Annotated in this window: 18 protein-coding genes; 5 read left to right on the top strand and 13 right to left on the bottom strand. The window is 56.3% G+C overall.

Going from position 1 to position 22,999, the window contains the following annotated elements:
• Window positions 1-17 precede the first annotated feature (17 nt).
• The 3 genes from R0140_RS18280 to dpaL form a co-directional block, all read right to left on the bottom strand.
• A complete protein-coding gene (locus tag R0140_RS18280; protein ID WP_004191117.1) occupies window positions 18-1,256 on the bottom strand; it encodes a Zn-dependent hydrolase in 1,239 nt (412 codons plus the stop codon).
• 24 nt (window positions 1,257-1,280) lie between these two features.
• Window positions 1,281-2,570: an aromatic amino acid transport family protein gene (locus R0140_RS18285; protein WP_032739450.1), complete on the bottom strand. Its 1,290-nt coding sequence runs from the start codon at window positions 2,568-2,570 to the stop codon at window positions 1,281-1,283.
• A gap of 122 nt (window positions 2,571-2,692) precedes the next feature.
• Window positions 2,693-3,844, bottom strand: a complete 1,152-nt coding sequence (gene dpaL, locus R0140_RS18290) for a diaminopropionate ammonia-lyase (RefSeq protein ID WP_032739448.1) — start codon at window positions 3,842-3,844, stop codon at window positions 2,693-2,695.
• Between the two features lie 371 nt (window positions 3,845-4,215).
• Here dpaL and R0140_RS18295 point away from each other — a divergent pair, with 371 nt between their 5' ends.
• The 4 genes from R0140_RS18295 (at window position 4,216) to R0140_RS18310 (ending at window position 9,302) form a co-directional block, all read left to right on the top strand.
• Entirely contained in the window at window positions 4,216-4,677 is a 462-nt protein-coding gene (locus tag R0140_RS18295) for an Lrp/AsnC family transcriptional regulator (RefSeq protein ID WP_002898209.1), read from the top strand.
• Between the two features lie 175 nt (window positions 4,678-4,852).
• The gene (gene asnS, locus R0140_RS18300; protein ID WP_012542310.1) at window positions 4,853-6,253 is read left to right on the top strand and encodes an asparagine--tRNA ligase; all 1,401 of its coding nucleotides are present in this window, start codon (window positions 4,853-4,855) and stop codon (window positions 6,251-6,253) included.
• A 591-nt stretch (window positions 6,254-6,844) separates the two neighbouring features.
• A complete protein-coding gene (gene ompK35, locus R0140_RS18305; RefSeq protein WP_008805872.1) occupies window positions 6,845-7,924 on the top strand; it encodes a porin OmpK35 in 1,080 nt (359 codons plus the stop codon).
• A 187-nt stretch (window positions 7,925-8,111) separates the two neighbouring features.
• Window positions 8,112-9,302, top strand: a complete 1,191-nt coding sequence (locus tag R0140_RS18310; protein WP_032739441.1) for an amino acid aminotransferase — start codon at window positions 8,112-8,114, stop codon at window positions 9,300-9,302.
• Window positions 9,303-9,378: 76 nt separating this feature from the next.
• Here R0140_RS18310 and R0140_RS18315 read toward each other — a convergent pair whose 3' ends face one another.
• The 7 genes from R0140_RS18315 to cmoM all read right to left on the bottom strand — a co-directional run bounded on the left by R0140_RS18315 (window position 9,379) and on the right by cmoM (window position 20,138).
• Window positions 9,379-10,026: an MBL fold metallo-hydrolase gene (locus R0140_RS18315; protein WP_008805870.1), complete on the bottom strand. Its 648-nt coding sequence runs from the start codon at window positions 10,024-10,026 to the stop codon at window positions 9,379-9,381.
• 13 nt (window positions 10,027-10,039) lie between these two features.
• Window positions 10,040-10,591, bottom strand: a complete 552-nt coding sequence (locus tag R0140_RS18320) for a YcbK family protein (RefSeq protein WP_032739959.1) — start codon at window positions 10,589-10,591, stop codon at window positions 10,040-10,042.
• A 303-nt stretch (window positions 10,592-10,894) separates the two neighbouring features.
• A complete protein-coding gene (ldtD, locus tag R0140_RS18325; protein ID WP_012542312.1) occupies window positions 10,895-12,685 on the bottom strand; it encodes a L,D-transpeptidase in 1,791 nt (596 codons plus the stop codon).
• Window positions 12,686-12,885: 200 nt separating this feature from the next.
• Window positions 12,886-17,334 (bottom strand): chromosome partition protein MukB, encoded by a 4,449-nt coding sequence (mukB, locus tag R0140_RS18330; RefSeq protein ID WP_012968616.1) that lies wholly within the window; start codon window positions 17,332-17,334, stop codon window positions 12,886-12,888.
• The gene (gene mukE, locus R0140_RS18335; RefSeq protein ID WP_004150840.1) at window positions 17,334-18,038 is read right to left on the bottom strand and encodes a chromosome partition protein MukE; all 705 of its coding nucleotides are present in this window, start codon (window positions 18,036-18,038) and stop codon (window positions 17,334-17,336) included. Before mukE ends, mukB begins: the two co-directional genes overlap by 1 nt.
• Window positions 18,019-19,341 (bottom strand): chromosome partition protein MukF, encoded by a 1,323-nt coding sequence (gene mukF, locus R0140_RS18340; protein ID WP_008805866.1) that lies wholly within the window; start codon window positions 19,339-19,341, stop codon window positions 18,019-18,021. Before mukF ends, mukE begins: the two co-directional genes overlap by 20 nt.
• Entirely contained in the window at window positions 19,338-20,138 is an 801-nt protein-coding gene (cmoM, locus tag R0140_RS18345) for a tRNA uridine 5-oxyacetic acid(34) methyltransferase CmoM (RefSeq protein WP_016160569.1), read from the bottom strand. The genes mukF and cmoM overlap by 4 nt, the downstream gene beginning before the upstream one ends.
• A 121-nt stretch (window positions 20,139-20,259) precedes the next feature.
• Between cmoM and elyC the strand changes: the two genes are divergently transcribed.
• Window positions 20,260-21,039, top strand: a complete 780-nt coding sequence (gene elyC, locus R0140_RS18350) for an envelope biogenesis factor ElyC (RefSeq protein WP_008805864.1) — start codon at window positions 20,260-20,262, stop codon at window positions 21,037-21,039.
• On the opposite strand, the gene R0140_RS18355 is transcribed toward elyC, so the two are convergent.
• The 3 genes from R0140_RS18355 to ycaR all read right to left on the bottom strand — a co-directional run bounded on the left by R0140_RS18355 (window position 21,016) and on the right by ycaR (window position 22,972).
• Window positions 21,016-21,909 carry a YcbJ family phosphotransferase gene (locus tag R0140_RS18355; protein ID WP_008805863.1) on the bottom strand — a complete coding sequence of 298 codons (894 nt, stop codon included), beginning with the start codon at window positions 21,907-21,909 and terminating at the stop codon, window positions 21,016-21,018. The genes elyC and R0140_RS18355 overlap by 24 nt on opposite strands.
• Window positions 21,910-22,046: 137 nt before the next feature.
• Window positions 22,047-22,793 carry a 3-deoxy-manno-octulosonate cytidylyltransferase gene (gene kdsB, locus R0140_RS18360; RefSeq protein WP_012542315.1) on the bottom strand — a complete coding sequence of 249 codons (747 nt, stop codon included), beginning with the start codon at window positions 22,791-22,793 and terminating at the stop codon, window positions 22,047-22,049.
• A complete protein-coding gene (gene ycaR / locus R0140_RS18365) occupies window positions 22,790-22,972 on the bottom strand; it encodes a protein YcaR (protein ID WP_012542316.1) in 183 nt (60 codons plus the stop codon). Before ycaR ends, kdsB begins: the two co-directional genes overlap by 4 nt.
• Window positions 22,973-22,999: the final 27 nt, after the last annotated feature.

A 22,999-nucleotide genomic window follows, 5' to 3' on the forward strand; every position in this document is an offset into this window, starting at 1 on the left:
CTCTGCTCCTGTAAACATTAGTCCATACGCTGGGCGCGCTGTAAAACCACCTGCAGCAGCACATTGGCGCCAGCAATCAGATCTTTGGCTGCGCTATGTTCTTTGACGTTATGGCTAATGCCATCGACGCAGGGGACAAAAATCATCCCGGCGGGACATACCGACGCCATAAATTGTGCATCGTGTCCGGCGCCGCTTGGCAAACGTCGGTAACTGAGCGCCTGACGCTCCGCCTCGGCTTCCACCGCATTGACGATCTCATCGGCAAAAATGACCGGATTAAAGCGCACCAGTGAGCGGCTGGTTATCTCCACGCCCTCTTCCTGCGACGTTTTCGCGACAAATTCGGCCAATTGCTGCTCCGCCAGACATAAGATCGCATTATCGGTATTGCGGAGATCCACTGACATGACGACATGGTTGGGAATGACGTTGATTAGATTAGGCTTCACGCTGAAATGTCCAACGGTAGCTACCTGATCACCACCAAGGCTTAGCGCCAGCTCACGGGCAAAAACAGCGATTTTCGCAGCCGCCAGCCCGGCATCACGTCTCATGGACATTGGGGTAGTACCCGCATGATTCGATACGCCTCTCAGGGTAAATTCCTGCCACGAAATACCCTGCACGCCGGTAACCACGCCAATATCAATCTGCTCTTTATCAAGAATTGGTCCCTGTTCGATATGCAGCTCAACGTAGCTATCTACCGCCATATCTCCCGGCTGACGTTCGCCTTTATAACCAATGTTACGCAGCGCTTCATCGAGCGTGATACCGTCGAGATCTTTTGCCGCGAGCGCCTGCGCCAACGGATACTCGCCGGCAAACACCACGCTGCCCATCATATCGGGCTGAAATCGCACCCCCTCCTCGTTAGTAAAGAAGGTTACCGCCAACGGTCGTCGGGTGCGGATCCCGGCATCCTGGAGGGTGGCAATCACCTCAAGGCCGGCCATAACGCCGTAGTTGCCATCGTATAACCCACCGGTGGCGACGGTATCGATATGTGACCCCATCATCACCATCGGCAACGTCTCCTCGCCGTGATAAACGCCGGTGACATTACCGATAGCATCAATTGACACGCTCAGGCCCAGCGCCTTCATGCGGGCTACAACAAAGTCCCTGCCGGCTTTATCTTCGGCAGTCGCTGCCAGGCGGCATACGCCGCCGCCTGGCAGCGCACCATGTTCGCCAAGTGCATACAGGGAATCGATAAGCCGTTGGCCGTTAATCTGCAGATAATGACTCATAAAACATCTCGCTAATAATGGTGGTTATTGGAACATGCCGTAAAAAATGGCAGATACGGTGATAAGCCCAATCAGGGTGACGAAAACGTTGCTCGCTTTACCGCGCCAGGGGGCAAGCACCGGTAATTTATGAATGGCGTACATAGGCAACAGCAGCAGAATTGCCGCCCCGGTGGGACCGCTGATGCATTCGATAATACCGAGGATACTGGGGTTCTTGTACGCGGCGAACCAGCAGGTAAGCACCATAAACACCAGGATGACCGCGTCGACGAGGCGAATACCAGGTTTTTTACCGCGTGCCGCGGCGGCCTCCAGAATCAGGTCGCGCAGCGATTCATAGGCGCCGATGTAGTGGCCAAGAAATGATTTAGTAATAGCGACAAAGGCGATAATCGGCGATAGCCAGGCAATAATCGGTGTATCGTACTGATTGGCCAGATAGGACAAAATCGACAGATTCTGGGCTTTGGCTTCCGCCAGTTGCTGCGGCGACAGGCTTAACACGCAGCTGAGAACAAAAAACAGCACCACCACCGTCATGAGCAGGATACCGTAGCGCTGGATCTGCGCACATTTACCCTCAGCGAGCGCCAGACCGTAACGCTGCTTCTGGCGCACCACCATCGGCGAAATGATGGGATAGTGGTTAAACGACATCACCAGTACCGGGAAGGTCATCCAGAGGGATAACATGATCCCCTGCCCATCGCCCGTGGCGCTGAAGTTTACGGTTTGCAAAATTGCGCCGTTCCAGTGCGGAATGAGAAAAAGTGCCATAAAAATAAGCGAGATGATGAAGGGATAAACCAGGGTGCTCATCACCCGCATTATCAAACGCTGTCCGAAACGGACGATAAACATCAGCCCGAGGATCAGAACGATGGCCACCAGCGACCGGGGAGGCTCGGCCATTGCCAACTGGTGGGTGATAAAGCTCTGCGCGGTGTTGGTGATAGCCACCGCATACATAATCAGAATGGTATAGACGGCGAAGAAATAGATGACGGTAAATACTTTTCCCGCCAGCGCGCCAAAATGCTCGCCAATAACATCGGTAATACTGCTTTCCGGCGTATTGGAAGAGTAAATGAATCTCGCCAGACCGCGGTGAGCCAGATAAGTAATAGGAAAAGCGAGGACAAAAACAATCAGCAGCGGCCAGAAGCCGCCAATTCCGGCATTAATCGGCAGAAACAGCACCCCGGCGCCAATGGCGGTACCGAACAGGCCAAGGACCCAAACGGTATCTTCGCTATGCCACTTTGCGGGATCGGAATATCCTTTATTGATAATTATATTTTCAGTATTCATCGGTCAGGTTCTCTCTATGCATGACGCGAAAGCGCGTATGTTTTCGTTATGAGTCAGAACGCTTGTCATACCGAGGGCTTGTAGGGTAGGTAAGATGGCCCCCTTGTTATTGTCGATAGCGCTCAACCATTACGGCCAAACCAGACGATGTCTTCATAGACATCGGGTGATGTATCTCCTTCCGTGCTGATTAACAGAACCTGTGCATCGGCATTCAGGCGCAGCGATTCGGCAAGCTCGCGATACGCCGGTTGAGTCATCAGCGCATAAAGCACTCCTGTGCCAATAGCGCCGGATTCCCCGGAGACAAAAGGTTCGTCAGTACCTGGTCGCGGAGCGGCCAACAGGCGCATGCCATTGGCGGCCAGACAATCGTCGGCGGAAATAAAACAGGTGGCATGGTCGCGGAGCATTGGCCAGCTGGTGATGTTAGGTTCACCACAGGCAAGCCCGGCCATCAGAGTTGACATATCCCCGCCGACGCTGTGCGGCAGTCCGTCATTAATGGTTGCCGAGCGATACAGGCAGTTCGCCTTGTGCGGCTCAACGATGATGATGGTGGGAGCCTGCTGCTGCATCTTTTCGATGAAATATCCCATGATGCTACCGGCAAACGACCCGACCCCGGCTTGTAAAAACAGATGCGTCGGCATCGGCGCTCCGCTTTCTGCCAGTTGCTGCCAGATTTCAACAGCGAGGGTCGTATAGCCTTGCATGATCCATGTGGGGATCTGCTCGTAGCCCTGCCAGGCGGTATCCTGGAGTAGAACCCATCCCTGCTCGCGCGCGGTTTTGGCCGCCAGCCGAACTGTGTCGTCGTAGTTCAGTTCAGTAATCGTGCATTCGGCGCCATGCCGGCGAATATTCTGCGCGCGTACCGGCGACGAGCCCTTTGGCATATACACCACCGCACGCAGCCCAAGCTGCTCAGCCGCCCACGCCACGCCACGTCCGTGGTTACCGTCGGTAGCAGTCACAAATACGATGTCCTTGATACGCGCCTTAATCACTGGTGAATTAAGCTCGGCAAAGCTCAACGTATTAATATCTCGCTCAAGCAGAGCGGCGAGATATTTCCCCATCGCATAGGACCCGCCTAGTCCTTTAAACGCATTCAAACCGAATCGCTGCGCTTCATCTTTTATATGGATCGATCCCAGCCCTAGCCGCTGGCTTAAAAATTCCAGCTTACGCAGCGGCGTGACCCGGTAATCAGGAAATTTTTGATGGAATGCCAGCACTTCGTTCCCCACGCTTTCATTCAGCAGACTCAAGTCTGCTCCATGGCCATAGGGCTGCCGCCGGGCGTTAAGTTGATATTTAATTGTGTCCACTATTCAGGCACCTCTATTTTCATATCGTCCTGCGACGATAACGTTATTTGCGACCATTCCGCCTAAACGACGGGTGCACGGATCCGTGCGGCCTGAGACAGGACGGTCGCTTTAAATTGGTTAAGTCAGAATGTGAGAGGCTTTTTGTCGCGATATACCGCTTTCCCACTGCCTGTGATGGTACACTGCGCCCGGCGGTTAATTGGCGCAAAGTTGCCCATCGCGCCGCAATTTTCACTCTGTTTTATCATTCTCACGCAACAACGTTGCATTAGTGAGGTTGATCACAGGCTTGCAGGACGAGATATATGATGAAACTTGACGCATGGGATAAAAAAATTCTTACGCTCTTGCAGCGTAATAATCGCTTGTCGCAACGGGAGATCGCCGATCGGATCAGCCTGTCTCCTTCGGCAGTCAATCGGCGTATCGCTGCACTGGAGGATGCAGGAGTGATTAAAGGCAGTGTTAGCTTAGTGGACGCCAGTAAAGTGGGAAGACCGATTACCATTATGGTGCAGGTGACCATTGAGAATGAACGTCTCGATCTGCTTGAGGAGGATAAACAGCGTTTCGTAACCTGTCCGCAAGTGCAGCAGGTATACTATGTCACTGGCGACTTCGATTTTCTGCTCGTGATCAACGTCCGTGATATGGCGGAATACGAAGCGCTAACCCGTGAACTCTTTTTTGCCTCGGGAAATATCAAGTCTTTCCGGACCATCGTGTCGATGCAAAATGCGAAGCAGGAAATGACGGTCATTATCGAGTAAGTCGTGTAAAAGTCGACATGGGGAGCCAAAGAACGCCCCGGAGGTGTATTTATTTCCGAAATCCACCCTTCCCTGTGCGAAATCTACTTGTCTGATGGAAGATGACAGGTAACATAGATATCCCCCCGCTGTAGGGGGAAGAGACTTTTTTATTGGACTACATAGAGAGATTATTATGAGCGTTGTGCCTGTAGCCGACGTACTCCAGGGCCGCGTTGCCGTTGACAGCGAAGTCACGGTCCGCGGATGGGTGCGTACCCGCCGAGATTCTAAAGCTGGCTTTTCATTCCTCGCCGTCTATGACGGTTCCTGCTTTGATCCTGTACAGGCCGTTATTAATAATTCTCTGCCCAATTACAATCAGGAAGTGCTGCGTCTGACCACCGGTTGCTCGGTGATTGTCACCGGTAAAGTCGTGGCTTCCCAGGGCCAGGGTCAAAGCTTTGAGATCCAGGCGACCAGCGTGGAAGTCACCGGCTGGGTGGAAGACCCGGACACCTACCCGATGGCGGCCAAGCGCCACAGCATCGAGTATCTGCGTGAAGTAGCGCACCTGCGTCCGCGCACCAACCTGATTGGCGCGGTAGCTCGCGTGCGTCATACCCTGGCGCAGGCGCTGCACCGATTCTTCGACGAACAGGGCTTCTTCTGGGTTTCCACCCCGCTGATCACCGCTTCCGATACCGAAGGCGCCGGCGAAATGTTCCGCGTGTCGACGCTGGATCTGGAAAACCTGCCGCGTAACGATCAGGGCAAAGTCGACTTCGATAAAGACTTCTTTGGTAAAGAGTCGTTCCTGACCGTATCCGGCCAGCTGAACGGCGAGACCTATGCCTGCGCACTGTCGAAAATCTACACCTTCGGCCCAACCTTCCGCGCCGAAAACTCCAACACCAGCCGCCACCTGGCGGAGTTCTGGATGCTGGAGCCGGAAGTCGCCTTCGCGAGCCTGAACGATGTTGCTGGTCTGGCGGAAGCGATGCTCAAGTACGTCTTTAAGGCGGTACTGGAAGAGCGTGCGGATGACATGCAGTTCTTCGCCGAGCGCGTAGACAAAGACGCTATCGACCGTCTGCAGCGTTTCGTCTCCGCTGATTTTGCTCAGGTGGATTACACCGATGCCGTCACTATCCTGGAAAACTGCGGCAAGCAGTTTGAGAACCCGGTTTACTGGGGCGTGGATCTCTCCTCCGAGCACGAGCGTTATCTGGCTGAAGAACACTTCAAAGCGCCGGTCGTGGTGAAAAACTATCCGAAAGACATTAAGGCCTTCTACATGCGCCTTAACGAAGACGGTAAAACCGTCGCGGCAATGGACGTGCTGGCGCCGGGCATCGGCGAGATCATCGGTGGTTCCCAGCGTGAGGAGCGTCTCGACGTGCTGGACGCGCGTATGGCAGAGATGGGGCTCAACAAAGAAGACTACTGGTGGTATCGCGACCTGCGCCGCTACGGCACCGTACCGCACTCCGGCTTCGGTCTGGGCTTCGAACGTCTGATCGCTTACGTCACCGGCGTGCAGAACGTCCGCGATGTCATTCCGTTCCCGCGTACCCCGCGCAACGCGACATTCTAAATTTTTCTGACATAAACCTGAAAGGCCAGCGCAAGCTGGCCTTTTTTTATGTCAATTACTGTTAGCAAAATTCAACAAACTTAAACATCAAGGCCTGGAAATCACATTTATGTTACGCACTGTTTCGGTGCACACCGGTGATGAAGATCGCACTTTATGTTCATATCAGAGCAAAACCCCTGATAAATTTGCTCATTTTTTAACCACACGCCGCACGTCTTGCCAAGACAGAGGCTGAATAAAAAGAAGACGAATTCAACACATAAAATGAACGAATTGCCGCTTATCCAAATTAATCATAAATAATTCATATAGATAGATAAGCGATGACGTTTTACCTCATCAGGTGGAACGGAATTTTGATTAAGTTCACAAAGTTCCCAAAAATACACATTTAGTTACATGATTTTTCGTTTTGTTACTCACATGAGATATTCGTAGCATTTTCCGGCTAGCGAAACGTTGTCGCGGATGGAAAGATGCCTTCAGACACCAAACTCTCATCAATGGTTCTGTAAGTTTTTATTGACAGAACTTATTGACGGCAGTGGCACGTGTTCATATAAAAAATATTAATGAGGGTAATAAATAATGATGAAGCGCAATATTCTGGCAGTGGTGATCCCTGCCCTGCTGGTAGCCGGTGCAGCCAACGCTGCAGAAATCTATAACAAAAACGGCAACAAACTGGACTTCTATGGGAAAATGGTCGGCGAGCACGTCTGGACCACCAATGGCGACACCAGCAGCGACGATACCACCTATGCCCGTATCGGCCTGAAAGGCGAAACTCAGATCAACGATCAGCTGACCGGTTACGGCCAGTGGGAATACAACATGGATGCGTCCAATGTTGAAGGTTCCCAGCCGACGAAAACCCGTCTGGCGTTCGCGGGTCTGAAAGCGGGCGAATACGGTTCATTCGACTACGGCCGTAACTACGGCGCGATCTACGACGTCGAAGCAGCAACCGATATGCTGGTTGAATGGGGCGGCGACGGCTGGAACTACACCGACAACTACATGACCGGCCGTACCAACGGCGTGGCAACCTACCGTAACTCTGACTTCTTTGGTCTGGTTGACGGCCTGAGCTTCGCGCTGCAGTACCAGGGTAAAAACGACCACGACCGTGCGGTTCGCAAGCAGAATGGCGACGGCTTCAGCACCGCAGCCACTTACGCGTTCGACAACGGTATCGCACTGTCTGCAGGCTACTCCGGCTCCAACCGTAGCGTCGATCAGAAAGCTGACGGCAATGGCGACAAAGCCGAAGCCTGGGCAACCTCTGCAAAATATGACGCCAACAACGTCTATGCAGCGGTCATGTACTCTCAGACCTACAACATGACTCCGGAAGAAGATAACCACTTCGCGGGCAAAACCCAGAACTTTGAAGCTGTCGTACAGTATCAGTTCGACTTCGGCCTGCGTCCGTCCATCGGTTACGTGCAGACCAAAGGTAAAGACCTGCAGTCACGTGCTGGCTTCTCCGGCGGCGATGCGGATCTGGTTAAATACATCGAAGTGGGTACCTGGTACTACTTCAACAAGAACATGAACGTCTACGCTGCGTATAAATTCAACCAGCTGGACGACAACGATTACACCAAAGCGGCTGGCGTAGCCACCGACGACCAGGCGGCCGTGGGTATCGTTTACCAGTTCTAATCTGCAGTACACCCCTTCGTGATATGCCTTCAAAGCAGGACTTCGGTCCTGCTTTTCTGTATTCGTGAGGCAAAGATCGTATCTTTCGAAAACCTTCTCGCTTTTTGTCGCAAACGGTTGGCAATTCGTTATTCTCCCGTTAACCTGATAGCGGATTTCCCTTCAGTAATCACAATGGAACCTCGTCATGTTTGAGAACATTACCGCCGCCCCAGCCGACCCGATTTTAGGTCTGGCCGATCTGTTTCGTGCCGATGACCGCCCTGAAAAAATTAACCTCGGAATTGGTGTTTACAAGGATGAAACCGGTAAAACACCCGTTCTGACCAGCGTCAAGAAAGCAGAGCAGTACCTGCTGGAAAATGAAACGACTAAAAACTATCTGGGCATCGATGGTATTCCTGAATTTGGTCGCTGCACTCAGGAGCTGCTGTTCGGTAAAGGCAATGCGATTATCGCTGATAAACGCGCCCGCACTGCGCAGACCCCTGGCGGTACTGGCGCTCTGCGTGTCGCAGCTGACTTCCTCGCCAAAAACACCGACGTGAAACGCGTGTGGGTGAGCAACCCAAGCTGGCCGAACCACAAGAGCGTGTTTACCTCTGCCGGGCTGGAAGTGCGCGAATATACCTACTACGACGCCGCTAACCATGCGCTGGACTTTGATGGTCTGCTGGCCAGCCTGAACGAAGCCCAGCCCGGCGACGTGGTGCTGTTCCACGGCTGCTGCCACAACCCGACCGGTATCGATCCGACGCTCGACCAGTGGCAGCAGCTGGCTCAGCTGTCAGTGGAAAAAGGCTGGCTCCCGCTGTTTGATTTCGCCTACCAGGGCTTCGCCCGCGGTCTGGAAGAAGATGCTGAAGGTCTGCGCGCCTTTGCTGCGCTGCACAAAGAGCTGCTGGTCGCCAGCTCCTACTCGAAAAACTTTGGCCTGTACAATGAGCGCGTCGGCGCCTGCACGCTGGTCGCCGCCGATCAGGAGGCCGTGGACCGCGCATTCAGTCAGATGAAATCGGTGATCCGCGCCAACTACTCCAACCCGCCTGCGCATGGCGCCTCCGTGGTCGCCACCATTCTGAGCAACGATGCGCTGCGTGCGATCTGGGAGCAGGAGCTGACCGATATGCGCCAGCGCATCCAGCGTATGCGCCTGCTGTTCGTCAACACCCTGCAGGAGAAAGGCGCGAGCCGCGACTTCAGCTTTATCAGCCAGCAGAACGGCATGTTCTCATTCAGCGGCCTGACTAAAGAGCAGGTGCTGCGCCTGCGTGAAGAGTTCGCCATCTATGCGGTTGCTTCCGGACGTATCAACGTGGCCGGGATGACGCCTGACAATATGGCGCCGCTGTGCGAAGCCATCGTCGCAGTACTGTAAGCGACAGCGTGCTCTAAGCGAGATAAAAGAAAAAGGCCGCGAATGCGGCCTTTTTTATGTGTTCGCGTCATGTCTGTTACCAGACCGGCATCTCATCCTGCAGGAACGGGTTGTTACGACGTTCCTCACCCAGCGTCGACAGCGGACCATGGCCGGGAATAAAGGTCACGTCATCGCCCAGCGGCAACAGCTTATCCTTAATGGCCGCAATCAACTGTCCATGGTCGCCGCGTGGAAAATCGCTGCGCCCCACCCCGCCTTTAAAAATCACGTCTCCGGAAATGAGCAATCGGGAAGCGTCATCAAAGAAGACCACGTGACCCGGCGTATGGCCCGGACAGTGCAGTACCTGCAGCGCCACATTCCCTACATTGACCACATCGCCTTCATTGAGCCAGCGATCCGGACGCAGCGGCTGGCAATCCTCCAGGCCGAACATCCGGCTTTGCGCCGGCAATCCTTCCAGCCAGAACTCATCTTCTTTTTCCGGACCAATAACCGGTACGCCATAATGCTGCGCCAGTTCCGCAGCGGCGCCGACGTGATCGAGATGGCCATGCGTCAGCAGGATCTGCATCAGCGTGACGCCCGCCTCCGCCACCACCGCTTTGATACGTTCAGCATCGCCGCCAGGATCGACCAGCGCCGCCAGGCGGGTTTGTTCGCACCAGATGAGAGAACAGTTCTGCGCGAACGCGGTAACCGGAATAATACGATAGTTCATGACGCTCCTTTCGTTACCAGTGCCTTACGGGACCGGTATCAATATGCACAAAGTTACTACGTGGGTAATATCCTACACCACCTGCGCGCATAGATAACGCCGCTTTGCGAATATTGCTTAACGAAATACCTTCAATATGGAAATCCATTGCCTGCCCCTTGGTGTGATAGCTGTGTTTTGCCACACCACGGCTTCGTGCGCGAAGCTCATCATTGGTATCGAGGGAACGATAACCAGAAATAAGCTGGACAGGTTTGTTGGTGCCAAGCAATCCCTGCAACCGATAAAGATGATCGAACAGATTTGGATCGATGGACTTAATTTTATTCGCGCGGTAATCACGGAAAAAATGATTAAGTCTTGCTAATTCATCCTGAATATAGCCTCTGCCATCGAAAAACTCCGCCTTGAGCGATTCACCGGTATGCAGGTTATTCAGCGTCAAAATACGCGGACGGGGGGTCGAGAGGGTGGCAAATGCCGGCGCAGGGAGAATGGCGGCAGCACCCAGCGCAACACCACCCAACGCCAGCAATCTGCGGCGATTAGCGTCAAATTTGTCCATGATAATCAGGTCTACAGTCAATGAATCGTTATATACTTTTTCCGCATCGCGCGAGGCTAACCGCCAGCTCGCCATCGCTCGCCACAGCCGTGATGCTGTCCGGCAAAGGAGAGCGTTCGCGCTGACCGCGCTACGCATTGAGCGGAATGATATGTATATGCACTTCTGGCGCACGAAAGGCACCTTACCGGGCATTATTGCCAACGTCAAGGCAGCCTCACCCCAGGAAAATCGGGCGCTGCAGAGGAGCAGCGCCCTTTTTTACCCAGTGCTAGGACAACAAAATTCATTGAACTACTTCATTTACCTGATTAATTGTTCAGCTTTCGTCAGAATTTGTGCACTGGATCGCGCGGTGAGATCGTAATTGTAAATATCTGTTCGATATTGTGTACGTCCATCAGCGTCCACAAAAGCCGTTAAGTAATATAAATTCACCGGTATATTTTGCCGAATATTGACATAGCGCGTGTCCCCTTGCTTCAGGGCATCGGAAATACGCGTGTCGTTCCAGCCCGCGTCCTGCAGCAACATATTGGCCAGCTCCGAGGCCTTATTGACGCGTACGCAGCCGGAGCTGAGCGCGCGAACATCTTTCTGGAACAGATTATGGTTCGGCGTATCGTGCAGATAAATAGCATCTGAACTCGGCATATTAAACTTGTAGCGGCCCAGTGAGTTACGCGCTCCAGGCGCCTGCTGAAAACGGAACGGTAAATTATTCTCGGTGATGGTCGACCAGTCGACCCGATAAGGATCGATAGTCTCTTTACTGTTCCAGCCGCGCATCACGGTGTAGCCATGCTGCTCCAGATAGCCTGGATTGTTACGCACCTTCGGCAGGATATCTTTGCGCGCCAGCGTCGGCGGCACGTTCCACGGTGGATTGACCACCACGTTGTTCAGCGCGCTGCTCATCATTGGCGTTTTGCGGTCCGGACGCCCGACGATCACCCGCGAGGCCAGCACCTGGCTGCCATCCTGGTAATAGACCAGCGAGAAAGCGGGAATATTCACCATAATGCCGGTCGACAGTTTGCCCGGTAGCAGGCGTAAACGCTGAATATTCAAGGCCAGCACCCCCGCACGCTGCGCGGAAGAGACGTTGAGCCAGTCGCGGGTGGACTGGCCAATGACGCCATCCGCACCCAGCCCCTGCATGGCCTGAAAGCGCTTAACCCCCTCCACCAGCTGGCGATCGTACACGCCGCGCGCCGCGGGTTTGCTCTTTTTCTTCGCCGACGGGCTCACCACATCGCCGGGCAGAACGATATTGGCGGTATTGTCCAGCATCCCGGTACGCTGGAGGATCTCGCGCAGGGCACCGATATCATTGCTCCATTCGCCGGGGCGCAGCGAGCCGCTACCGGTCATCTGCGGCCACGGGCGAGAATCAGCCACCAGCGCCAACAACGACTGGTGCATGGCCTCATACTGCGGATGATGCGGCGCCAGGCCAGCGATAAACGCTGGCAGGGAGCCATTGTCCAGCGCCAGCTGCCACTGGTTAATCACCGATAGCGGCGGGGTCGCCATCTTGTACGGCGTCGAGCTATATAGCCAGCGGGTCCCCTGGGTGGGGATGCCGCTGATAAAGTGCAAATAGCCCATCATGGCATCCGACAACACCACATCGCGCGCCATGCCGCTGACGGCGGGATCGGTCAGCAGGCTGACCCAGGTGGTAAACTGCGGCTGAAAACCGGCGATGGCGATCTCCGCCAGCTGCTGCTGGAACGCCTGCACCGCCTCGCGGTTCTCCCACATCGGTTTCATATCCCTGGCGGCGTACAGCGACACCAGCGGATTGATAAAGACAGGTTTGTACCCTGCCGGCAACAGCGCCTCGATCTGGGCGCGACTGTTTGCGGCCGCCTCCATCGACAGCGGCTGCTCACCGGCCAGCTTCGCGACCGCCGGCGATTGCCCATCGCTTTGCGTCAGCGCGACGGAAAGCTCTCCAGGCGTAGCGGAGCTATCACCGGGTACGACTTCAGGCTCTGCGGCCTGGACATTGAACAGCGGAGCAAATGCCAGTGCCAGGCTCAGGCTGAGCGCTGACAATGGACGACCATACCGTTTCTTTAGCAACATCCCTTGCCCCCTGTTGTCACACATTGCCGCCCACAAATTAGTGGGCTTTATCACAGTATATAAAGACGAAAAGGCTTTTGCCTTACCTAATGTAAAGAAGCTTAAAGATTATACCACCCAGACATACCAGGCTGGATAGCAAAAAGGGCAACTTAACGTTGCCCTTTTCAGCGCTTAGCCGCCAGAATTTAGCCGCAGCCTCAGGAGGCGTCGGCCGTTCCCGGCAGTGCTTCCGGTACCGGTGCGGCAAAACCGCGCAGGCCGACAACGTGTACGTGTTCGTGATTATTAAACACTTTACGCACCAGTTTATAGGTCGTGCCTTTTTCCGGGCTGATATTTTCCGGCGCCGCGATAATCAGCTGCATCTCCAGACGTTCGCACAGCTCGAACAACGTGGCGATGGAGCGGGCGTCGAGACGCGCCGCTTCATCGAGGAACAGCAGACGGCAAGGCGAGATATCCTTGCCGCGCAGGCGACGAGACTCATCTTCCCAGCTCTGCACCACCATTACCAGAATCGACATCCCGGTACCGATCGCTTCCCCGGTCGACAGCGCGCCGGACTCCGCGCGCAGCCAGCCGTCGGAGCCGCGGTTAACTTCCACTTCCATCTCCAGATAGTTGCGGTAGTCGAGTAGCTCTTCGCCGATGGTTTGCGGCGTGCGCTGCCCCATGTCGATCTGCGGGTTGAGGCGCTGATACAGCTTGGCCAGCGCTTCCGAGAAGGTCAGGCGATTGCTGTTAAACAGATCCTGATGTTGCTCATGCTGTTCAGACAGGACATCCAGCAGCGTCGAGTGGGTCTCGCGCACGTTGACGTTCAGACGCACGCTGTTGACCTGGCCGAACGACACGCTCTGCAGCCCCTGGTTGAGCATCCGGATACGGTTCTGCTCACGCTGAATGGTTTTGCGAATAATGTTCGCCACGCTGCGGGAACTGATCGCCAGCTTCTGTTCGCGGTTGGTCAGCTCTTCGGTCAGACGACTGAGCTCGATCTCCATCTGCTCGATCGCTTCCACCGGGTCATCGGTACGAATAATATCCTGACGGATACGCTCGCGCAGATGCTGATAGACGGCGACGAAGAACTGGATTTTGCGCTCCGGACGTTTCGGATCTTCCGAAATACGCAGCACGTCGCGCAGATGTTCGTTATCGGCGACCGCCAGACGCAGCGCACCGAGCGCCTTATCCGACATCGAACGCAGTTCGTCGGCAGAGAGATAGGCCAGTTCGCGGCGATGCAGACGACGTTCGACGCCATTGTCTTTCACCAGACGCATCACCGCGCACCAGCCCGCCTTGGCGCTGACAACCTGCTCACGCATTTCGCAGTAATCGCGTTCCAGCTTGCGCAGTTTACGGGTCAGGTTGTCCATTTCCGCTTCGCAGAAGGTCAACGCTTTTTCCAGCTGATTGCGACGGGAGCGGTTGTTGCTCAGCTGCGTGTGCAGCTCGTCACGACGCTGACGCGCGCGCTCTTCCGCCCCGGCATCGGCACGCACGCCGATATCCTGCAGCTCTTTATACAGATCGTTGAGCAGCTCTTTTTTGGTGTCATACGAGCTCTTCAGCGACGCCAGCACCTGGTTGTACTGGTTCAACTGCGCAACGTGGCTACGCATCGCTTCGCGCGCGCGGCTACGCTCAGATTCCGCTTGTTGCAGACGCTGGCGCAGCTTCTCGTTGAGATCGCTGTTGCCACTGAGCATCTCCGCCGAATCGGAGTAGCTGAAGTGGGCCCGGCGCTGCACGACTTCCGCCAGCGCAAAGGCCTGCTGACGCGCATCGCGCTGGGTTTGCTGCGCATAGGCGTAATCTTCTTTCAGCTGCTCAAACTGCTCCGGATCGCTCTGCAATACCGAGACGATCGGCTCCAGCTTCGCCAGCTGATTGCCATGCTGCTGAATAAAGCGCACTGCCTCCTGCGCTTCGTCCAGACGTTCCTGGATCTCGTCCACGCGGTCAGCCAGCGTATCATCCGCCAGCAGGTTCAGGCGCGGCAGCAGGCGGTTGAGCGCCGACACGCCCTCTTTCGCCTGCTCATACTGCACGCGGTTCTGTTGGTTATCGCTCTCATGGGCGTTCAGCGCACGCTCCAGCTCGCCGCGGCGGCTGTTAAGCTTGCGGATCTCTTCTTCCGGATCGTCCTCGAAAGCCACCGCCAGATGGCTGCCAATGAAGCGGCTGAAAGCCTGGTGAAGACGCTGGGTTTTCTGCACGTCGAACGACAGGGTCGCGAAACGCTCGGAGAGACTCTCACGCTCAGCATGCAGTGTTTCGATGCGATTTTCGCGCGCCGCGCGACCAAACAGCGGCAGCGTTGGGAAACGTGAATAACGCCACTGGCGGTCGGCAATCTTCACCACCACCGCTTTTTCCAGCTCGTCAACGCTGAACACGCTGTCGTCGAAGGACTGCGGATCGCCTTCGATCAGATACAGGTCTTCCGGACAATCTTCCAGCCCTTCGAGCTGCTCCGCCACCTGCGACAGATCCGGCACCACGATCGCATGGCGCGATGGGCCATACAGCGCGGAGAAGTACGGCGCATCTTCGAGGCTAACGTCGTCATAAATTTCCGACAACAGGACGCCGCCAAAGCGCTCCGCCAGCGCGTTCAGACGCGGGTCTTCAGAGCCGCCCGGCTGACTGAGTCGCTCGATCTCTTCGTCGATGGCACGCTTGCGGGCGCCGACCTCGTCACGTTCAACGATAGCCTCACGCTCACGCTCCAGCAGCTGCTGCAGGTATTCGGTGACCTCCTGGCCGGACTCAAACTGTTCGCCGCTCTGCTCGCACAGCTGGTTGAGACTGTTCTGCGCCGCCAGCCAGATCGGCGCCCGGCGCATCAGCGTCTGGGTGCGCGACTGCAGTTGCTCCAGCTCCTGACGCAGGGTCATGCGCTGTTCCTGAGCGTTAGAGACGCTGTCGGCCAGCGACGCGATGCGCGCTTCCAGCTCCTGATGCAGCGTTTCCAGATCGTCGATATCGTAGCGTTTGCCCTGGCGTTTGCAGAACTCAGCCAGCTGACGCTCGGCGTCCTGCTGCTCGCGCAGACGCTGTTCCAGCTCGTTGAGACGGCTGCGCAGCCCCTGCGCCTGCTCGGCCTGATGGCGTTGGTTAACGCCGTCGCGCAGCAATTCGCGCGCCACGTCCCAGGCTTCATTACGCGCCAGCGGGCCGTTAATCGCCGCCACCAGCTGGTACGCCTGTTCGAACTGGCTGTGCGCGGTTTGCGCCACGCTCATTTTCTGTTCCAGCGACAGCATTTTCTCCGTCGCTTCCTGCTCTTTCGCCTGGAAGGTTTCCAGCCACTCGTCGGCGCTCTCTGGCGTCAGATCCGGCAGATGGCACAGCGCCTTCGCGCGCTCCAGCGCCTGCAGCGCCTGGTTATACTGAATGGCGCGGGTCTGCTGGACGTCGAGCGCCTGCTGATAGTCGGCGAGCTGGTTTTTCAGCTCATCCACTTCCAGTTCGGCGGCTTCGGCGCGGGCTTCGTTCTCTTCCTGCTGGTCGGTGGCTTCCGCCACCACTTCATTCTGCTCTTCCAGACGGATCTGCAGCTCATCGAGATCCGCTTCGTAGCGCTCAATTTTTTCCTGCTGACGCAGGGCGGTCTGCACCAGGTTCAGGTGATCGCTGGCGGCCTGGTAATCGGCTTCCAGATCGCCCTCCGCGCCGTTGTGCTCCTGCAGCTCGCGCGCCATCTCGACGTGCTTATACTGCTCGGCCGCCAACTGCGAACGCGAGGTAAAGAGATCGCGACGATACTCCAGCGCCTTATCCAGGTGAATGCGCCGCTCGTTGGCGTGACGCATATAGTCCGCCGCCACGTAGTTGGTGGCTTCGCTGATCAGGTGTTTAAACAGATCGCGGTCAGACTGGGTTACGCGAATGGCTTCCAGCGTCATGCGGTTTTCCCGCAGCGCCGCTTCCATATCCTGGAACGCTTTACGCACGCCGCTGTTTTCCGGCAGCAGGTAGTCGCGCAGCGAGCGGGTAATGGTGCTGGAGATCCCGCCGTACAGCGAGGCCTCAATCAGGCGGTAGTATTTGCTACGATCGGAGGCGGAACGCAGACGACGCGCCACCACGCCCAGATCGAACATTAGCGAGTGATATTCGGTGATCGAGTTGAACTGTTTAAACTGGACGCCTTCCATCGCCTCGAGTTTGTCTTTCAGCTCATTGAGACTGACCACGCGCGCCTGACGATCGTTCAGCGTTTCGGTCAACAGCTGGGTCGGCAGGATAGAGGTCGGCAGTCCCTGAATGGCGAACGGCTTAATATCGACTTTACGATCGCGTCCGGCGACCTGTTGTAGGCGCACGCCGACCACCACGCGCTGGTGGCGGGAGTTGATCACATCGAGTACCGAGTAACACACCCCGGCGCGCAGCTTACCATGCAGGCCTTTATCGCGTGAGCCGCTGGTGGCCCCCGCTTCAGTGGTGTTACGGAAGTGCAGCAGGGTTAAATCCGGGATCAGCGCCGTGACGAAAGCCGCCATGGTCGTGGACTTACCCGCGCCGTTCCCCCCGGAGAGGGTGGTCACCAGTTCATCAAGATCAAAGGTCCGGGCAAAGAAACCGTTCCAGTTAACCAGCGTTAGCGAGCGAAACTTACCGCGTTCAATCATTACTCTTCCTCCCCGCTATCCGGCTGGTTTTCTTCATTCTCATCATTGAGCTGCAGGTGATTTTCCAGAGCCATTGCTTCCCCGTCGCGGATCAGGCGGCGCTGCGCCTCGCGCGGGTCGTCGCCGGCGCGCACATCGGCGCCAAAGCGGAATACCGATTCGGTAATGCGAAACTTGCTGCTGTCATGGCCCATAAACCACACCATCCCCAGACGGCGCAGGCGGTTTAGCGACGCGCGCATTTTTTCCTGCAGCTTCTGGCGGTCCAGATCCGAACCGGTGGAACGATTGTTCACCAGCTTCAGCAGCCTGGATTCATCCGCCAGGGTCAGCAGTTCGTCATAGAGCTCCTGCTGGGTGAAAATCCCTTCGTTTGCCAGGCGCTCCGGGCTGAGATAGAGATAGCAAAGAATTTTGCCCACCATCATATCCAGCTCCGACAGCACCGAGCGCGAAATCAGCGTGGTGGAGCGCGGGCGCAGATAGAAGAACCCTTCCGGTGCGCGGATCAACTCGACGTTATAGCGAGCGTAAAATTCTTCCAGGTAATCCTGGAAATCCATCAAAAATGCGTGATTATCCAGCTCGTCGAGACCGATATGACGGCCCGCGCGCAGGGCGCTGTCCAGCGCCGGAAATAACGGATTGGCCAACGCCTGCGCCAGCTTAACCGGCATCACTTGTTCAATATTTGTCAATGACATGCGCCTGTACCTTGGCTCCGTAATCATTAATCGGCTGCCATTTTGCCGGCAGTCCGGTGAAATCTGCCTGGGCGACGCCCAGCTGTACCGCCTGATCCACGACGATCCGCGCCACGTCGAAGTGACGTCCGCGCGGATACTGCGCCAGGAACTCCCGCGCCACCAGGCCGAGGTCCAGCGGTATTCCCTTCTCTTTATAGACCGCCAGCTGCGCTTCGATCAGCGCCGCCAGCTGCTCGCGAATTTCGTTAAACTCTTCAAATTCGAGATCCGCCGGCAGTTCGCCGGTGACCTCTTCATCGCGCAGCGCCATCTCTTCATCGCGCATATCCAGCAGACGGTCGGCGTTGGCGTAAGTCAGCGCCCACGGTTCATCAAAATAGGTCTGTACCGACTGGCGCAGACGCTGGGCGAAGACGCGGTTCTTATCCATATCGATAGCGGTACGGATAAACTTGTGCACATGGCGGTCGTAGCCGATCCACAGGTCAATCGCCTGCTGACCCCAGCTGACGATGCGGTCGAGTTTGCTTTGCAGGTCGAATACCAACCGGTCGACAAAATGCAAATCGTCGCGCGCCATGGTCGAATCCTGAATGCGCAGCAGATTCGCCTGCAGTTTATCCCCCGCCGCATCCAGCGTATCCTGCAGTTCGCGCAGGGTGCCGGAAGTTTCCGACAGCAACAGTTCACAGCTGGAAATCGCCGCGCGCCAGTCTTTATTTAACAACTGTGCGATATCGTCTTTCACCAGCTGCTGCTGCTCATCCATAATGCGCTGCGTCAGGTCGATGCTGTCGAAAATTTCCGCCACGGAATATTTCAGCGGAGCGAAAACATTGCGATGCCAGTGGAACTCATCCCCGCCCTCTTCTGCCGCATCCGCCGCACGCTTCAGCTCGCCGGCGACGATCGACAGCTGCATCGAGAGACGCAGCGTCGAGAATTCACGCTGACGGATATAGTAATCGGTGATCCCGATCCCCAACGGCGTCAGGCGATAGATCGCATTGCCTTCGGTAATTTCGCTGGTAAAGCGGTTCAGCAGACGCTGGCGCACCAAATCGTTGATCGCATTATTGGCGCGCTGGCTGATGGTTTCGCTGGTCTGCTCAAACGCATCACTGACGTGGCGGAACGCATCCACCAGTTCTCCCTCGCTCATTTCCCCTTCCAGCCGTTCGCCGTTCAGCGTGGCGACCGCCAGCAGAAAAGAGAGTCTGTCGACCGGCAGCGAGATAGAAAAATCATTTTTCCTGGCCCAGGCAACCAGTTCGGGGACTGTCTGGGAAAATTCACTCATACTTTATCCTTGCATCTGCGGCTATGAGCCTGGCTCTTAAGCGCGGTGACATGAATATAACGGCCCAGGCTGAGATACGGCTCCTGACGACAGTAGCGCGTTTCCAGCTCCAGCAGCGCCGCATAGCTGTCATGCTGTTGGCGTTTTTCACGCAGATAATCATGAAACACCCGCACGCCGGTTTTGCTGACAATCTGCCAGCCAATCTCTTCCAGCCAGTGATAAACCTGCTGCGGCTCACGCGGATAATCCGGCGACAGCGTGCGTTTTTTCTTTTTTGGCATGCCCAATTGTACGTAATCGAAATTACCGGCCACCATATTGTGCATCAGCAGGCCGTTAGCATTGTAGAACATCAACGACAGCCCACCGCCAGGACGCAGTGTCGACCACAGCGTACGCAGCACCTCCTGGGGCTCCGCCACCCACTCCAGCACCGCATGAAACAGTACCAGATCAACCGGGCTTTCCAAATGCTGCGCAATATCCTGAGCCGCGCATTGTACAAAATGCATGTTGTCGATCACACCTTTATCGACGGCCGCCTGGCGGGCGCGCGCCACCATTTCAGCGGAGAGATCGCACAGCGTCACGTGATGGCCCAGTTGCGCCACTTTAATGGCTGTTTGCCCTTCGCCGCCGCCGGCATCCAGCACCCTCAGCGGTCCCGGCCCCAGCTGCGCCAGCAGCGGTTCCAGATCCTGCCAGAGGATCGCCTGGCGCAGCTGACCTTTTGTGGTGCCGTAAATATTGCGCGAAAACTTTTCAGCAATGTCATCGAAATTGCGATCCTGCACGGGCGACTCCACAAGCCAACACAAAACCGCTATTTTGTCATACCCACGCCGAGAATGAAGCGATCTGTTATAAGATCCGAACATAACTTTGGTTATATGGTTAAAAAAGGAACCATCTGGCATGCTTTTCACGCTAAAAAAGATCGTCGGCGGTCTGCTGTTGCCGCTTCCCGCCCTGCTGTTGCTGATCGGGATCGGGATCGCGCTGTTATGGTTCAGCCGCTTTCAACGTACCGGCAAGCTATGCGTGAGCCTCGGCTGGCTGCTGCTGGCGCTGCTGAGCCTGCAACCGGTGGCCGACAGCCTGTTGAAACCGATTGAAGATAGCTACCCCACCTGGCGCGGCGAGCAGCCGGTGAGCTACGTGGTGGTGTTGGGCGGCGGCTATACCTGGAATCCGGAGTGGGCGCCAAGCTCTAATCTTATCAATAACAGCCTGCCGCGCCTGACGGAGGGCATTCGCCTGTGGCAGGCGAACCCCGGATCGAAAATGATCTTTACCGGCGCGGCGGCAAAAACCAACCCCGTCAGCACGGCGGAGGCCGGGGCGAGAGTCGCGGAGAGCCTCGGCGTACCACGCAGCGATATCATCGTGCTCGATCGGCCGAAAGATACAGAAGAGGAAGCGCAGGCGGTGAAGCGCGCCATCGGCGATGCGCCCTTCCTGCTGGTCACTTCGGCGTCCCACCTGCCACGGGCGATGATTTTCTTTCGTCATGCCGGTCTGGATCCCCTGCCCGCGCCGGCAAATCAGTTAGCGGTGACCTCGCCGCTTAATCCGTGGGAACGAGCCATCCCCTCCCCGGTATGGCTGATGCACAGCGACCGGGTCGGCTATGAAACCCTCGGTCGTGTCTGGCAATGGCTGAAAGGTGGCTCAGGCGAGCCAGGGCAGGAGTGATTTTGTCGCGAGGTCGAAACGGGCGCGGTCAAAGCGCCCGGTATTGACCAGATTATCCACCTCATCCCACAGCAGATAGAGCCAGCGCCGCCAGACAAAGGCCTCGGAAACTGGCGCCTGCTGCAGGTAGCGCCACAGCAACTGTTCCGCCTGGCCGCCTTCTGCAAGGCGGAACAGTTCATACTCGCGTGGCGCCCACAGCATCATCCCCGGGCCCACCATCGCCAGCAGCTGATCGCTGCGTGGGTCTTTCAGCATACTGCGCAAGGTGAAATTACCGTGTACCAGCACGGCATTGTCATTAAAATCGCGAAACAGCTCCGGAAGGCACTCGCGGGAGCGGAACAAAATACGCTTATCCTGCATCGTCAGGCCGGTATCCTGATACAGGTTCAGGGTGCTCCACAGCATCTCTACCCGCTGGCGGTACCAGTTCGACCACAGATTGTCCTGGGTATTATCGACCATTCCTACGCAGCCGCCGCTGTCCTGACGATGCCAGGCGAGCAGCGCCTCGACGATTTGCTCCTGCAGTTGCTCCCAACGCGCTGGTGTGCGCGTGGGGGCCTCCACCGGAACGCCGCGCAAGCGCTCAAGCAGCAGCACATCCGGCCCGGGATGCTCTTCATGCGTCATCACGCCGTAAACCACCGGCATGCGCACTGTACCACTGCGCGCGAGGGTGGAGATCTTCCATGCCAGTTGCCGCGCCACACCGGGCGTGGTGAAACTGCGCGCCAGCAGCGGCATCGGGTTTCCCTGCGCGTCGTACAGGGACCACAGCGCCGTAGCGGGTTTTTCACTGACACACTCCACCCGGCTCAGCTTTTCGCCAAGCAGGTGACTGAGTTCGGTTCGCAACTGTTCCATTGTCGATTACCCCTATGAACACTACTGGTTTCATAATGAGCGCCCGCACCTGGGTTGTCATCGAATAAGATCAAAAAGGGACAAAAAAAGCGAAAAACCGGCGGGGATATCCCCCCCTGCAAGGAGGGGACAGGGGATTAACGCAGTTCAGCGCGGACGCGCTCCAGATCTTCCGGGGTATCCACACCGGTGCCGGGCACTTCTGCCGCCACGGCAACATGGATTTTCTCGCCATACCACAGCACCCGCAGCTGCTCGAGCATTTCAATCTGCTCCAGCGGGCTCGGCGCCCAGCTAACATAGCGGCGAATAAAGCCAGCGCGGTAGCCATAAATGCCGATGTGACGCAGCAGGGAATCACCGATGGTCTCGCGGGAGTGAGCAAAGCGATCGCGATCCCAGGGTATGGTGGCACGGGAGAAATAAAGCGCATAACCTTGCGCATCCATCACCACTTTCACCGCATTTGGATTAAACGCCTCTTCCGCATCGTGGATCGGTACCGCCAGCGTCGCCATTCCACTGCTGCTGGACGCCAGATTCTCCGCCACCTGGCGGACGATCGCCGGGGGGATCATCGGCTCATCGCCCTGAATATTAACGATAATAGTGTCATCGCTGAACGCGCACTTCTCCACCACTTCCGCCAGCCGTTCGGTGCCGGACTGGTGATCGGCGCGGGTCATGCACACTTCACCACCCGCCGCTTCAACGGCGCTGGCCACGTCCGGATGATCGGTGGCGACAATAATGCGATCCGCGCCGGATTCGCGCGCGCGCTCCAGCACGTGGACAATCATCGGTTTGCCGTTAATGTCCTGCAGTGGTTTTCCCGGCAGGCGCGTAGAGGCGAAACGCGCAGGAATAATAACCACGAAACTCATGAGTGACTCTCTTCAACCGTCAGCGCTCGGGCCTCTGTCTCCAGCAGCACAGGAATACCATCGCGCAGCGGAAACGCCAGACTATCAAGTTTGCAAATAAGTTCTTGCTTATCCTGACTGTAATACAGCTTACCGTTACAGACCGGGCAGGCGATGATTTCAAGTAAACGGTGATCCATGTTTCCTCCTGATGGACCGGATAGATT

Origin of the sequence: Klebsiella sp. w6 (genome assembly GCF_033100215.1) — a bacterium.
GTDB lineage: Bacteria > Pseudomonadota > Gammaproteobacteria > Enterobacterales > Enterobacteriaceae > Klebsiella > Klebsiella variicola.